The organism is Marinobacter sp., from assembly GCF_040904845.1.
Taxonomy (GTDB): Bacteria; Pseudomonadota; Gammaproteobacteria; order Pseudomonadales; family Oleiphilaceae; genus Marinobacter.
This window is the reverse complement of the sequence record NZ_JBBDSR010000053.1, coordinates 82,385-96,500: the sequence shown is the minus strand read 5'-3', so window position 1 is coordinate 96,500 and position 14,116 is coordinate 82,385. Positions and strand designations below refer to the sequence as shown.

Annotated in this window: 14 protein-coding genes and 3 tRNA genes; 3 read left to right on the top strand and 14 right to left on the bottom strand. The window is 57.1% G+C overall.

Translation table 11 applies throughout. The features are described 5' to 3' along the window. Positions 1–46 precede the first annotated feature (46 nt). Together WD429_RS06680 and WD429_RS06675 are read left to right on the top strand one after the other, a co-directional pair. Positions 47–123 (top strand) — tRNA-Val (locus tag WD429_RS06680). 114 nt (positions 124–237) lie between these two features. Next, positions 238–1,059, top strand: coding sequence for an RluA family pseudouridine synthase (locus tag WD429_RS06675; protein WP_368421397.1), 822 nt, complete (start codon positions 238–240; stop codon positions 1,057–1,059). A gap of 63 nt (positions 1,060–1,122) precedes the next feature. On the opposite strand, the gene WD429_RS06670 is transcribed toward WD429_RS06675, so the two are convergent. The 7 genes from WD429_RS06670 to WD429_RS06640 all read right to left on the bottom strand — a co-directional run bounded on the left by WD429_RS06670 (position 1,123) and on the right by WD429_RS06640 (position 7,118). Next, entirely contained in the window at positions 1,123–2,130 is a 1,008-nt protein-coding gene (locus WD429_RS06670; protein ID WP_368421396.1) for an NAD-dependent epimerase, read from the bottom strand. A 14-nt stretch (positions 2,131–2,144) separates the two neighbouring features. After that, complete coding sequence (locus WD429_RS06665) at positions 2,145–2,873, bottom strand: TIGR04219 family outer membrane beta-barrel protein (protein WP_368421395.1); 729 nt, start codon at positions 2,871–2,873, stop codon at positions 2,145–2,147. A gap of 47 nt (positions 2,874–2,920) precedes the next feature. After that, positions 2,921–3,634, bottom strand: coding sequence for a phosphoribosylaminoimidazolesuccinocarboxamide synthase (gene purC, locus WD429_RS06660; protein ID WP_368421394.1), 714 nt, complete (start codon positions 3,632–3,634; stop codon positions 2,921–2,923). 44 nt (positions 3,635–3,678) lie between these two features. Then, the gene (gene bamC / locus WD429_RS06655) at positions 3,679–4,776 is read right to left on the bottom strand and encodes an outer membrane protein assembly factor BamC (RefSeq protein ID WP_368421393.1); all 1,098 of its coding nucleotides are present in this window, start codon (positions 4,774–4,776) and stop codon (positions 3,679–3,681) included. Between the two features lie 34 nt (positions 4,777–4,810). Beyond that, complete coding sequence (gene dapA, locus WD429_RS06650) at positions 4,811–5,689, bottom strand: 4-hydroxy-tetrahydrodipicolinate synthase (protein ID WP_368421392.1); 879 nt, start codon at positions 5,687–5,689, stop codon at positions 4,811–4,813. 106 nt (positions 5,690–5,795) lie between these two features. After that, the gene (locus WD429_RS06645; protein WP_368421391.1) at positions 5,796–6,875 is read right to left on the bottom strand and encodes an AI-2E family transporter; all 1,080 of its coding nucleotides are present in this window, start codon (positions 6,873–6,875) and stop codon (positions 5,796–5,798) included. 15 nt (positions 6,876–6,890) lie between these two features. After that, the gene (locus tag WD429_RS06640) at positions 6,891–7,118 is read right to left on the bottom strand and encodes a sulfurtransferase TusA family protein (RefSeq protein WP_368421390.1); all 228 of its coding nucleotides are present in this window, start codon (positions 7,116–7,118) and stop codon (positions 6,891–6,893) included. A gap of 156 nt (positions 7,119–7,274) precedes the next feature. Between WD429_RS06640 and WD429_RS06635 the strand changes: the two genes are divergently transcribed. Further along, positions 7,275–8,753 carry a M48 family metalloprotease gene (locus WD429_RS06635; RefSeq protein WP_368421389.1) on the top strand — a complete coding sequence of 493 codons (1,479 nt, stop codon included), beginning with the start codon at positions 7,275–7,277 and terminating at the stop codon, positions 8,751–8,753. Positions 8,754–8,793: 40 nt separating this feature from the next. On the opposite strand, the gene nadA is transcribed toward WD429_RS06635, so the two are convergent. From nadA to tolA, 7 genes are all read right to left on the bottom strand, one after another. Further along, positions 8,794–9,855, bottom strand: a complete 1,062-nt coding sequence (nadA, locus tag WD429_RS06630; RefSeq protein ID WP_368421388.1) for a quinolinate synthase NadA — start codon at positions 9,853–9,855, stop codon at positions 8,794–8,796. Between the two features lie 115 nt (positions 9,856–9,970). Continuing rightward, a tRNA-Lys gene (locus tag WD429_RS06625) sits at positions 9,971–10,046 on the bottom strand. Between the two features lie 90 nt (positions 10,047–10,136). Beyond that, positions 10,137–10,212: transfer RNA gene (locus WD429_RS06620), tRNA-Lys, on the bottom strand. Positions 10,213–10,295: 83 nt separating this feature from the next. Next, the gene (ybgF, locus tag WD429_RS06615; RefSeq protein WP_368421387.1) at positions 10,296–11,063 is read right to left on the bottom strand and encodes a tol-pal system protein YbgF; all 768 of its coding nucleotides are present in this window, start codon (positions 11,061–11,063) and stop codon (positions 10,296–10,298) included. 39 nt (positions 11,064–11,102) lie between these two features. After that, positions 11,103–11,672 (bottom strand): peptidoglycan-associated lipoprotein Pal, encoded by a 570-nt coding sequence (pal, locus tag WD429_RS06610; RefSeq protein ID WP_368421386.1) that lies wholly within the window; start codon positions 11,670–11,672, stop codon positions 11,103–11,105. Positions 11,673–11,752: 80 nt separating this feature from the next. Beyond that, positions 11,753–13,078 (bottom strand): Tol-Pal system beta propeller repeat protein TolB, encoded by a 1,326-nt coding sequence (gene tolB / locus WD429_RS06605; protein ID WP_368421385.1) that lies wholly within the window; start codon positions 13,076–13,078, stop codon positions 11,753–11,755. Positions 13,079–13,095: 17 nt separating this feature from the next. Continuing rightward, complete coding sequence (tolA, locus tag WD429_RS06600) at positions 13,096–14,046, bottom strand: cell envelope integrity protein TolA (RefSeq protein ID WP_368421384.1); 951 nt, start codon at positions 14,044–14,046, stop codon at positions 13,096–13,098. Between the last annotated feature and the right edge of the window lie 70 nt (positions 14,047–14,116).

The window sequence follows — 14,116 nt, the reverse complement described above, 5'->3', positions numbered from 1 at the left end:
GACCCGCACCGCCGGAATCAGTATATTTCCTCCCCGTTGCAGAGACAGGACCATAGCTCAGTTGGTTAGAGCGCTGCCTTGACATGGCAGAGGTCGGCAGTTCGAATCTGCCTGGTCCTACCAACTCTGCAAAAAAGTCAGTCACTTACGAATGTCGTAAGCACTGGCTTTTTTTGTGCCTATGATTCCAGTCTTGCCTCACCCCAGTCACTCCCCCACCCGGAACAAAAATCGCTTATGCGCACCATCGTAGACCTTACCCTGAAAAAGCCCCAAATCGCCGTGGATGCCCTTAGCGATGCGACCGGTCTGTCCAAACAGCGCATTAAGGATGCCATGGCCAAAGGGGCGTGCCGCTGGACACTCAAAGGCAAGCAGATCCGTTTGCGCAAGGCCAAGCGTGAGGTCAAAGCCGGTACCCGACTCCAGCTGTTCTACGACGACATCGTGCTGGCTCGCCAACCGGAGCCGGCAGAGCTTCTGGTCGACCTGGGGGCCTACAGCCTGTGGTTCAAACCCCACGGGCTGCTCGCCCAGGGTTCACAGTGGGGGGATCACTGCAGCCTGTTACGGTTGGCTGAGGTGCGGTTCAACAAGCCATGCTTTCTGGTGCACAGGCTCGACGCGGACGCGGCGGGGCTTATGCTCATCGCCCATGACAGCAAAGCGGCGGCTGCCTTATCGGAATGTTTTGCGGGGCGGGCGTTGCGCAAGGTGTATCACGCTCGCGTAAGCGGGCAACTGGAGGCGCAGGCGCTGACGGTCAACACGCCCGTGGACGATAAAGAGGCTATCAGCCACATCACCACCCTGAAGACTGGGGTCCCCGACGACAGCACCGTGGTGGAGGTGACCATTGAAACCGGCCGTAAACACCAGATACGGCGGCACCTTGCGGGGCTGGGGTATCCGATTATCGGTGACCGCCTGTACGGTTCCGAGAGCGAACGGCCCCTGCAACTGGTGGCGGTGGAGCTGGAATTTTCCTGCCCGCTGACTCGCAAGCAACGCCTGCTCAGGCTGCCTGACGCACTCAACGATGTGCTAGCTGCCACCTGACAGCAAAAAGGCCAGCATGTGCTGGCCTTTGCTGAACGCTGGGTACCGTTACTCCTTAAACTGTCACACCTTGTAGAAATCCCGATACCAGTCCACAAAGTTGGCGATGCCCTCCTCCACCGTGGTGGATGGCTTATAGCCGACGTCGTCGATCAGGTCATCCACATTGGCGTAGGTGGCCGGTACATCACCTGGCTGCAGTGGCAGCAGGTTCTTTTCCGCCTTCTTGCCAACACGCTCCTCAATGATCTCGATAAAGCGGGACAGCTCTACCGGGTTGTTGCTACCAATGTTGTAGATCCGGTACGGGCCCTTGCTGGTGCCCGGGTCCGGCTGTGCACCACTCCAGTCTTCGTTGGGCTCAGCCACATGGTCCAACGTGCGGATCACGCCCTCCACGATGTCATCCACGTAGGTGAAATCCCGTTTGTGGTGGCCGTGGTTGAACACGTCAATCGGCTCGCCCGCCAGTATCTTCTTGGTGAAGATAAACAGGGCCATATCCGGGCGACCCCAGGGGCCGTATACCGTAAAGAAACGGAGCCCGGTCGTCGGCATGTTGTAGAGGTGGCTGTAGGTATGCGCCATCAGCTCGTTGGCTTTCTTGGAGGCCGCATAAAGACTCAGGGGATGGTCCACGTTGTCATGCACGGAGAACGGCATGGCTTCGTTGGCCCCATAGACCGAGCTACTGGACGCGTACACCAGGTGTTTGACGTCATTATGTCGGCAGCCCTCAAGAATATTCATGAAGCCGACCAGGTTGGCGTCCACGTAGGCGTGGGGGTTCTCGATTGAGTAGCGCACGCCCGCCTGTGCTGCCAGATGCACCACGCGCTCGGGCTTGTGCTCGCGGAACAGCGCTTCCATCACTTCCCGATCGGCAATATCCTTGCGCACCTCGGTGAAGCTCTGTTTGCATGTGAGCCTCGCCAGGCGAGCCTCTTTCAGGTTGACGTCGTAATAGTCGTTCACGATGTCTACGCCGATCACCTCGTCACCGCGATCAAGCAGGCGGTGAGCGAGGTGGGAGCCGATGAAACCGGCGGTTCCCGTAACCAGGATTTTCAAGTTTGCTCTCCCTGTCAGAACCGGACGCCCGCGCTTACGAAGGGCCCGCCCATATCGATATCCAGCTCTTCGTCACTGTCTTCGTAATCAATTGAGATCTGTCGATAGCCGGCACGCAGCTGCAGCAACGCGATCTCATACTGGCCATAGGCGTTGTAATCGAAAACAGAATCGCCGTCGAAGCTGATCATGTTGGCTTCGCCGCCGACGGACACGCCTGAAAATGGCAGGTCGAAACGGGCTGCCAGGTAACCCATGGGGATGACGGCGTCCACATCCGTCTCGCTGATCGCTACACCGGCGGTTTCCTGCACGATAAGTTTGCCATCCAGGTCGCGGGCGGTGACACCCAGGTCGAGATTGACCCAATTATCAAGCACTTCGTAATACAGGGTCAGGTCGAGTTGCTTCAATTCAAGCTGGGAGTCTACTTCACCGGACAGCTGGTCAAACCCAGCCGCAGACACTTCACCACGCCCGCTCTGGTCAATTCTGGTGTAGTTCAGGCGTACATTGGGCAGCAACGGCACCGGGTGCTCAATATAGGCGCTGAGATTGACGTTGGAATCGCTGTCCAGGTCCAGGTCGTTTTCAACGTCGACCACATCGCCGTTGTTTTTTACGTCACCGGACAAATCGGAGTCCCAGTAACTCACATTGGCACCCAGACCGATCACATCGGCGTAGGCCATCGGCGCGGCCAGAGCGGCTGCGCCGCCCATGGCAAGAATCAGTTTACGCATAAGACACCCTTTTCGTTGTTGTGTGATTGTTGTGCAGTTTTCGTCGGTCAGTCGAACTGAATACCCAGACGGCGACCAACCTCTTCGTAGGTTTCGATCACATCACCCAATCCCTGGCGAAAACGGTCCTTGTCCATTTTCTTGCGGGTTTCCTTATCCCATATACGACAGCCATCGGGACTGAACTCATCCCCGAGGACGATCTGGCCCCCAGAGCGGCCGAATTCCAGCTTGTAGTCCACCAGTAGCATGCCCGCTTCGTCAAACAGAGCTTTCAGCACATCATTCACCTGATAGGTGAGAGCTTTCATTTGTGCGAGTTCGTCTTCAGTTGCCCAACCAAAGGTGACCGCCAGTGACTCGTTTACCATCGGATCGTGCATGGCGTCGTTCTTGAGGAACAGTTCGTAAGTCGAGGGCGTCAGATTCTGCCCTTCTTCCACGCCCAGCCGACGGCACAGACTACCGGCGGACACGTTGCGGACCACGCACTCTACCGGAATCATATCGAGTTTTTTCACCAACGACTCGGTTGGTGCCAGCAACCCCTCAAAATGGGTGGGCACCCCTGCCGCTTCCAGCTTCTCCATCACAAAGGCGTTGAAACGGTTGTTCACCATACCTTTGCGATTCAGTTGCTCTTTTTTCTCGCCATCAAACGCTGAGGTATCATCGCGAAACACCAGCACAAACCGCTCCGGGTCGTCCGTTCGGTAAACAGATTTGGCCTTGCCCGAGTACAATTCGTCGCGCTTTTCCATGTCAGGTCTCCGGTGGTGCCAGGCCAATGGCCGGCACCCAATCGTTAATAAAGATACTCGAACAGCTCTGCAAGCAGTTCAGGGGAGCGATCATCGCCGTCGTAATCCGCTGTGCGGTGCGCGGTCACCGTCAGGACGCCGTCCTGCTCTTCCACGCGCAGATCGAAGGTATGCTGTGGCTCTTCGTCTTCACTGAACCAGCTGAACCAGCCGGATTCGCGCTCGGACGCTTCGCGGAAGTCCAGATTGAACCAGCCCTCGCTGCGATTCAGGTCCAGCACCGGGATTTCCGCCTCGTCCAGAGCGCGGCTGACTTCCGACCACCCTCGGCCGTAATCCAGGTCCAACTCAACCGCGACCGGTTTTTCGTTCGCCGAAATCAACCTGACCAGCGGCTCGGATACCATACCCAGTGCCGCTCTCGAGTAGGACTTGTTCTCCTCACGGCCTCGCAGGAAATCGCCCATGTCGGTGAGCAGGCGTTTACTGGTATCAAGTTCACTCCTGGATGGCTCTGCACCGGTCTGCCAGACCAGCAGCTCATCTGGATTGCTGTCGACTTCATGGACCCGCAACTGCACTTCTGTGGTCTTGCGGCGCACCCCCGGCGCGATGCGCGCCTGCACGACCAGAAGGTCTTCTCCGGAGTTCGGATCGCTCTGAAGTTCAAGCAACGTTCTGGCCCGTTTGCTGAAGTTGACCAGTTCACTTTGCTGCAGCCCAAGCTGAGGGCTGTCATGAGCGACCCCAAGACCCCGATCATTCAGGTAGGATGAGACAGCCGGCCAGACCCGCCCGGGCACATCGTTGACCAGCAACCACATCTGGCTGTCCAGTTCCTCAACAACGTAGTTCTCGTCAAGAATCTCAGAGGTCATATCGGGCGGCTTGGGAATCGAGGAGCTATGCATGCGGCCGGAATCGGCGGTGGTCACTTCTCGCACCGGCATCACCTGGCTGAAACGGGACTCATCGGCCGTCTCGGGGAGGGTCAGGGATTCGCCTTCAGGGGCATTGACGTACCGCTCGGAGCGATCTTCTACAAGGCTGCAGCCGGTGGCCGAGAGAACCGCGGCAAGGCCAGCGACCTTGACGACGGTGACAATCATTCGGTTTTTTTCTGTCCTGAACAGGAACGCCATCAGGCTACTCCAGGGTTTTGGTGGAACGAAAAACTCAGAGTACACCTGAGGCCTTGAGGGCATCTTCAACTTCACTGTGGAATTTCTCGCTCAGGGGGGTCAACGGCAGACGGATCCCCTCCCCGATCATGCCCATGTGCTGCAATGCCCATTTCACCGGAATCGGGTTCGCTTCCAGGAACAGTTTCCGGTTCAGCGGCATCAACACTTCATTGAGACGCGCGGTCTCGTCGCTGTCGCCGTTGATTGCGGCCTTGCAAAGCAGGGACATGTCCCTGGGTGCAACGTTGGCTGTCACCGAGACGTTACCTTTGGCACCCGCCAGCATCAGGTCAGCGGCGGTCGCGTCATCCCCTGAGTACACCGCGAGGCGGCCTTTGACGGCCTCAATCAGCTCCGCGCCGCGGGGGATGTTACCGGTCGCATCCTTGATACCGATAATGTTGGGAACATCGGCCAGCCGCTCAACGGTCTCGTTCAGCATGTCGCACGCGGTCCGACCGGGAACGTTGTACAGCATCTGGCTCATGCCGGGGACGGCTTCGGCAATGGCCTTAAAATGCTGGTACAGGCCTTCCTGGGTGGGCTTGTTGTAATAAGGCACAACCAGCAGGCAGGCGTCGGCACCGAGTTTATGGGCTTCGGTGGTCAGCTCAATCGCTTCGCGGGTGCTGTTACCACCCGTGCCGGCAATGACCGGAATGCGCCCGGCAACCCGTTTTATGATATGACCGACAACACGGCAGTGCTCCTTGGGATCCAGTGTGGCGGATTCACCAGTGGTGCCCACGGCGACAATGCCATCGGTGCCGTTTTCAATATGAAAATCCACCAGCTTATCCAGATCCTCCCAGTGGATGTCACCATTGGGATGCATGGGCGTGACCAGTGCGACAAGGCTACCCGTAATCATAAAAGCTCCGTCCGAATAAAACCGATATGGTAATGTTGGGTGCGAACTGACACAAGGGAATTAAAGGAGATGTCATGCCAGAATTGCTTCAGGCCGCGAAAGCCCTTTAAAGTTCTTCCGCAACCTCTACTGGCCGGCCATCTTTGACCGGCCAGGCGGAGAACACGGCCTTCAGCATGGTCGCCAACGGAATGGCAAAAAACACACCCCACAACCCCCATATGCCACCAAAAAACAGCACCGCAACGATGATCGCGACCGGGTGCAGGTTATTCACCTCAGAAAACAGCACCGGCACCAGGACATTTCCATCGAGCGCCTGAATGATGCCGTAAGCCACCATCACCCAGATAAAATGGGAGCCCCCGCCAAACGCAAACAGTGCAATCATCGCGACCGGAATGGTCACCACCGCCGCACCGATGTATGGAATAACCACGCTCAGCCCCACCAGCAATGCCAACAAGGCCGCATAAGGCATGCCCAAAAGCTTGAAGGTGACGTAAGTAATACCGCCCACGATCAGGATTTCCACCGCCTTGCCGCGGACATAATTCGCACATTGCAGATTCACTTCGTGCCAGATCCTGAGCATCATCGGGCGCTGAGGCGGCAACAACCGAGAGATGGAACCCAGCAGTTGGCTGCGGTCCTTGAGAAAGAAAAACACCAGAATTGGCACCAGCACCATGTAAATCAGCAAAGCGACGAGATCCGGAATACTGGACAGGGAAAACGACACCAGCCACTGAGTCAGGTGACCGGCCTCCGTGCTGATCTGCCGATACATGGTGTTAACAGCTTCCATCGAAATCAGCGTGGGGTACTGCTGGGGCAACAACTCCAGATAGGACTGCAGTTCCCTGATAATCCTGGGGGCCTCGCCGGCCAGGGACGACACCTGGGTCCATAACAGAGGCAGCAAGCCAAAGATGAACCCAACCAGAATGCCAAGGAAAACAACAAACACGCCCAGAATAGACACGATTTCCGGCACGCCCATACGCGTCAGCTTGGTGACCAGGCCCTGCAGAATAAACGCAATAATAACGGAGGCGATGGCCGGTGCCAGCATGGCACCGAATAGAATGATGAATACCGTGCCGGCAACAATGAGCAGAAAAAGAATGACGGCTTCGTCATCTGAAAAGTATTTATGAGCGAGACCGCGTAAAATTCTGACCATGTACATCTCCGTGGATCAATCGCCGCACTTTATCACAAACCGAAAGCGGCCATCGGCTTCCGTTGAGCTCACCAGCTCGTGCCGGGAGACCCGGAGATAAGCGGGGATGTCTCGGGCGGAGCCGGAATCTGTCGCGATAACCTCGAGCTCTTCACCTGGCGACATGGCGTTCAGTTCGAGTTTTGTTTTTAGCAGAGGCATCGGGCAACGCAGCCCGGATGCATCCAGAATTCGCTGGGCCATGACCGTAGGCACCCTGGATAACCGATATTTATGAGGCGGCATTATGACGACACTGCCCGGTGATTGCACCTCAATCGTATTTAATGAATGGTAGACGAACTTTTAATGGCAAAATGCTGTCCTATCAAGCGATTTAGTAATGGATAACCGAGACTGATGCGCACGTTTTTTCCAGACTCCAGACCGGCCCGGGCGTGGCTGATATCCGCGTTGATTGCAGCGCTTTCGGTTTTGCTTGTGGCTTCGGGCCAGGCACAGGAGAGCACGTTGCCATCCATCGGTGGTGCCGGTGGTGGGTTGATCTCTGAGCAGCAGGAAGCGGAAATCGGCCGCGAGGTCATGGCCTCCATCCGCCGATCCGCGCCTCAGGTTACTGATCCATTGGTCTACGACTACCTACACGACGTGATCTATCGGCTGGTGCCGTCGGCCCCCCTGAAAAATCGCGACCTGACGCTGGCCATCATCGACAGCCCGGACATCAACGCCTTTGCGGTGCCCGGCAGTATTGTCGGCATCAATGGTGGCCTGGTTCTTAACGCCAGCAGTGAGCAACAATTCGCCTCTGTACTCGCACACGAACTGGCGCACCTGAGTCAGCGACACTTCGCCCGGCGCATGCAACAGCAGGAAACCAGCGCCCCACTGACCATTGCAGGCATGCTCGCTGGCATTGTGCTTTCAGCTGTCACCCAGTCGGACATTGGCATTGCCGCCATCGTAGGCACCCAGGCACTGTCGATCCAGAACATGCTGGCCTACAGCCGTGCCCATGAGCAGGAAGCTGACCGAGTCGGTATGGACATACTGGCTGACGCCGGCATGGACCCCAGGGGCATGCCGGCGATGTTCGAGATCATGATGAAAAATAACCGGTTACAGGGAAACCGCCTGCCGGAATACCTGTCTACTCACCCACTTACCCAGAGCCGGGTATCGGATTCCCGCAACCGGGCAGAACAGTATCCGGTCAGGGACGACATCCAGGACACTCAGGAATACCACCTGATCCGTTCGCGGCTTCAGGTGCATTACTCGCGCTCCGCGAAAGAAGCCGTTGAGACCTTCAAGGACTACCTGGACCGACCGGATGTGCAAAAAACCGATGCCATCCGATACGGCCTCGCCGTTGCGCATCTGCGTGACGACGACCCCGACAGCGCCGTAGCGGTTCTTAACACCCTTCTTGAAAACAATCCGAGGCGCATCACCTACGTCGTGACGCTGGCCGAAGCGCTGGTAGACCAAGGCAAACTGGACCAGGCCAGGAGCCGCCTGCGGGAGGCGCTGGACCGGAACCCAGGCAACTACTCCATCACCTTCTGGCTGGCGCAAGTCGAGACGGCAGACGGCAACGGCGAGGCTGCCGCCGAACATCTGAAACGCCTTACCCGGGAGCGACCCCGCCAGGAACACCTGTGGAACCGTTTGGCGGAAGCGGAAGGCATGGCGAGGAACATCGTCGGCGTGCACCGTGCAAAGGCTGAATATGAGGCACTGATGGGCGACCTCGAAGCCGCCCAGCGACAGCTCCGCCAAGCTCAGGAAAAACTCCCGGCCGGCGCACCTATGCGTCAGATCGTCACTGAGCGGCTCGCAGAGATTACGGATCGGCTGAACACCCGGCGCAGCTAAAAGCTGGCACCCGCCAATCCCAATCGTCACATGGTCGCCGTCAGGCGTTACCGGCCGCTTTCAAGTTCATGCCTGCGGTGAAATCCAGCATGCGCTGAAGCGGCTTGAGTGCCTGCTCACGCAGGTCATCACCCACAAAGACTTCCTGATCACCATTTTCCAGTACGTGGAGCAAGTTTTCGAGGCCGTTCATTGCCATCCAGGGGCAGTGGGCACAGCTCCGGCAAGTGGCACCGTTTCCGGCCGTGGGCGCTTCAATCAGGGTTTTATTGGGGGCCAGCTGCTGCATCTTGTAAAAGATGCCGTTGTCAGTGGCCACGATAAACTGCTCATTCGGCAGGGTCTGCACCGCATGAATAAGCTGAGACGTTGAGCCGACCACGTCGGCCATTTCAACGACGCCATCCGGGGATTCCGGGTGCACCAGTACCGCAGCGTCCGGATACACTGCCTTCAGATCCTCAAGGCCCCGAAACTTGAACTCTTCGTGAACGATGCACGAACCATCCCACAACAGCACATCGGCCCCCGTGGTTTTCTGGACGTAGTGCCCCAAGTGTTTGTCCGGAGCCCAGAGGATCTTTTCACCTTTGGCATCCAGAGACTCAACAATGGCCTGGGCGCAGCTCGAGGTCACCACCCAGTCGGCCCTGGCCTTAACGGCCGCAGAGGTGTTTGCGTACACCACCACCGTGCGATCCGGGTGTTGGTCGCAAAACGCCGCAAATTCATCCGCCGGACAACCCACATCCAACGAACAGGTCGCCTCGAGTGTGGGCATCAAAACCCGTTTTTCCGGGTTCAGTATTTTTGCGGTTTCTCCCATGAAACGCACGCCAGCAACCACAATGGTTGACGCCGGGTGTTCGTTACCAAAACGGGCCATTTCCAGGGAATCGGACACACAGCCACCGGTTTCTTCAGCCAGGCGCTGAATGTCGGGATCGGTATAATAGTGGGCCACCAGCACCGCATCCTGCGCCTTCAGCACCTGACGGATACGAGATTCAAGCCGAACTTTTTCATCGGCGCTCAGCGGCGTCGGCTCAGCCTGGTGCGCCAGATGCTCGTGAACCAGAATGCGGTCTTCAGATCGTGTCATTACTGCGTCTCTGTGTTTCGGTGGCCTGTGAATTATATCATTGGGAGCGTACAGGCAAAAAAAAAGAGCCCGAGGGCTCTTTTTCAGATCAGGAGCCTGGGACTCCCTCTCATATTGGTGGGTCGTGAAGGATTCGAACCTTCGACCAATTGGTTAAAAGCCAACTGCTCTACCAACTGAGCTAACGACCCGTAACGCTTGGCCCACTCTTCACACCTGCATTGCGCATCTGCGACAAGGCCGAACAGAGCAACGGTTTACTGGTTGCCACGTTCTGTAATTGGTGGGTCGTGAAGGATTCGAACCTTCGACCAATTGGTTAAAAGCCAACTGCTCTACCAACTGAGCTAACGACCCAAACGAGGCGCATATAGTAATGATTTTTGGGCGCTGATCAACCCCTTTTTCGAGGTTACTCAACATTCTTGCTCAACTGTTTACTAACTGCCCGCCGAGTCCAGATACTTTTGCGCCAGCTTTGCCGCATTGGAGTCTGGGTAATTTCGTACCACCGATTCCATCCGGCCTTCAGCTTCGGCTTTCTCGTCAAGTCGGTCCAGCGTCACACCAAGCTTATAAACGGCATCCGGTGCCTTGCGATGATCGGCGTAGCGTGTGGCTACAATGGTGAACGCCTGCTTTGCCTGTTCCAGTTGCGGCTTGACCAGATACACCTCGCCCAGCCAGTAATAGGCATTCACTGACAGGTCCCCCTCGGGGTATTCGTCGACGAAATCGTATATTTGACTAATGGCTTCGTCGTAATTTTTGTCTTTATGGATCAGGTCCTGAATCTGTTCATAAGCCTGACGTTCTTCTCGTTCCGGCTGACGATAAACCTTGGTGACCGGTCGCTGCAGCGGTTCCGATCCTGACGATGGAAGATTAGCAGCCGACGGGGTGGCACTACCCCCGCCGGACGCCACCTTTTCAGACAGACCCAGAATACGCTGATCCAGATCGATGTACCGATCCCGGGACTGCCGGGTCAAGCGATTGATGAGGTTGCGCTGCTCCTCCACTTCGCCCTGAAGACGACGAATCTCGCCCTGCAGTTGCTGGATCATGTAGAACAGCTCAGCATTTGCCTGGCTGTTTCCGGCATTTTTTCGGGCTTCGGACGCATTGTCCTGAAACACCGGGGTTGCGGATTGCGCCAGTGCGCCTCCCACTGGCACCAGGGCCAGTGAGAGTGCAACTGTCGCCATGAGCATATGTCTCATGGGAGATCCCGTGGCTGTTTAGGATTATTCGAAAACGAGCTCAACACGGCGATTCTGAGCCCAGGCGCTTTCATCTGAACCGGTAACCGCCGGCTTTTCCTCACCGTAGCTTACGGTTTCCATCTGGCCACGGGAAGCGCCATTCACAATCAGGAAACGCTCAACCGCATTGGCACGACGCTCGCCCAGTGCCAGGTTGTATTCCTTGGAGCCGCGCTCGTCACCGTGACCTTCCAGGCGGACCTGTTGGTTCGGATCGTTTTCGAGATAGCGAGCGTGGGCAACCAGCACTTCCCGTGCTTCCGGCTTGATTTCAGCCGTGTCGAAATCAAAGTAGAAGGTGGTGATGTCACGCATTGCTTCCTGTTCGGCCCGCTCAGCGCGATCACGTCGCTCGTCTTCGGTCAGGTCGGAGGAGGATACACCACCATCGCCGTCACTGCCGTAGACGGTGCTACCGCCATCCTGATCGACCGCTTCGACGTCTGAACCGTATTCATCTTCTTCCATGGTCTCACCTGTGGAGCTACAGCCGGCGATCAGGCCCAGTGACAGAACCACTGCAAATGCTTTTTGATGAACTGAAATCTTCATAACACTTCCTTCCTGTTGGTTTGCTGTTGGTTTGCTATTGTCTGTTCGTTGATTGTGGAACCGCCTGTGCGGCTTCCGCATTAACGGAGGATCGGCGACCAGGCCGGGTCCCTTACATCGCCCTGTGAAGCGGGAAGGCTGTAGGCATCCCCCCCATCCGCCGAGACCACGGTCAATACGCTGTTGCCACTTTGCTTGGTGGCGTAAATCAGCATGCGCCCATTCGGTGACACGCTGGGAGACTCATCGGACTCTGACCGTGTCAGTACGGTTTCCTCACCACTTTCGAGGTCGGTCTTTGCTATATGGAATGCCCGGTCCCGTTGATGTACGTAATAAACGAACTTACCGTCATTGTCCGGACGGGCCCGAGCGTTATAACGACTACCAAACGTAATACGCCTGGGCTCGGCGTCCTCGCTGGATTTATGATAGATCTGCGGGCCACCTGACCGGTCTGAGGTGAAAAAGAAGCCGTTACCGGTGTGATCCCAGACCGCTTCGGTATCGATCGACCAATGGTTGGTCAGGCGTTTAAGATTCTTACTCTGAATATCAATCCGGTAAATTTCAGCGTTGCCGTCTTTCGACAGCGTCAGCAAGAGTGAACGGCCATCATCAGACCACGCAGGAGCCGAGTTGAGCCCGCGATACTCAGCAATTCGGGTGCGGTTGCCTGACGCCAATTCGTGGATAAACACCACCGGCCTGCCCGTTTCAAACGAAACGTAGGCCAATTTCCTGCCATCCGGTGACCAGGCGGGAGACAGGATTGGCTCCTTGCTTTCCAGGCGAATACCCGCGCGCTTGCCATCGACATCGCTCACCTGCAGGCGATAACGAGGCTCGCCGTTGGCGGAATCCCGGGTGACATAAGCCAGTTTCGTCGAGAAGGCTCCGGGCACACCGGTGATAGCCTCATAGACTTTATCGCTGATGTGGTGCGCCAGCGTTCGCATATTATTGGCGCTGGCACCGGCCGTTGCGCCCATAATGCGCTCCTCGCGGTTCACATCGAACAATTCATAGCGAGCCTCCACACGGTCGCCGTTGCGGTTCAATGCGCCCACCAAAACATACCGCTGGCCAAGCAGACGCCAGTCACGAAAGTAGACTTCAGAGCGCTTCGACGGCAGGCTCAGCATTTTCTCAGGTGCCAGCGTGCGAAACTCCCCGCTCATCGCCAGATCGTCCTGAACAATGCTGCTGATCTTGTCGCTTGAAGGGATGCCCTCACTTTCCGAGAACGGCACCACCGCCACTGGGATGGCGGCATCTGCGCCTTCGGTGATCCGGATCGTCAGCTCCGCCAGTGCGGAGTTGCTGCCCATCACTGCCCAGACAAACAACAGGCAAATCAGCGACTGTGCATACCGGGTACGGGGTGTTCTGGTCCGATTCGTCATCAATGGTCCCATGTTCCTTATTGCAATCGCTGCGGATTGAATTCAATCGTGAACTGGCGGAAATAGCGCTCAAATGTATCCCGGCTATCGGGGATCGGATAGCGATTCAGAGACTTCACAGCCCCCAACGCAGAATTATCAAATGCCGTGTTACCGCTGCTGCTGACCAGTTTGGCGGACTGAAGTTCACCCGTTGGCAACAGGGTGATCTGCACTCTGGCAGTCATTTCCTCGGTCGCTGAGGAAGGCGGATACCAGGCTTGGCTTAGCCGCTCACGGATCAGCGCCTGGTATTTCTCGCTTTCCGACATCATTTGCACTTCCCGGGCTTTTGCCGCCGCTGCTTCCTGCTGCCGTCTTGCTTTGGCTTCGCGCTCGCGATCAGCTTCGTCGGCAAGCGCTTCAAGCTGCTGCTCTTTCAGCCGACGCTCCGCTTCTTTACGTTTCTGTTCCGCTTCTCGCCGGGCTTGCTCCTCTCGTTCTCGCTGCTCGGCTTCTTCCTGCTTCCGGCGCTCCTCTTCGGCCTTGCGCCGGGCTTCTTCCTGACGCTGTTCCTCTTCTTTCGCCCGCTGGCGCTCCCGCTCTTTGGCTTCTGCTTCGGCTTTCTGCCGGGCGGCCTCTTCTTCGCGGGCCTGCTGCGCTTTTCGCTCGCGAGCTGCGGCCGCTTCCTGTTCTTCGCGTTCCTGTTCCTGCGCCTGCTCGATGCGCCGAGCCTCTTCCCGGACCTGTTCCTCTTCCGCAGCCTGACGCTCCGCTTCTTCGCGGCGCTGCTGTTCTTCTTCCTCTTTCCGGCGTTCCTCGTCGCGATCCGGTTCGTCGATGTCCTCGACCACCGGGCTTGGCTCAGGCTCCTGCTGGGTAATCAGCCGCGCCGAAATGCTCCTGGGCTCCGGATCATCCTTTGGCGTGCTCCAGGACCAGCCAGTCAATGCCACCACAACAATGAGCCCATGCAGTAGCAGTGACAAAGCAACCGGGGATCTCCAGGGCTGCTGGCCGGTTGGGGTTACATCACGTTCCTGACCTGTCACAAAAACC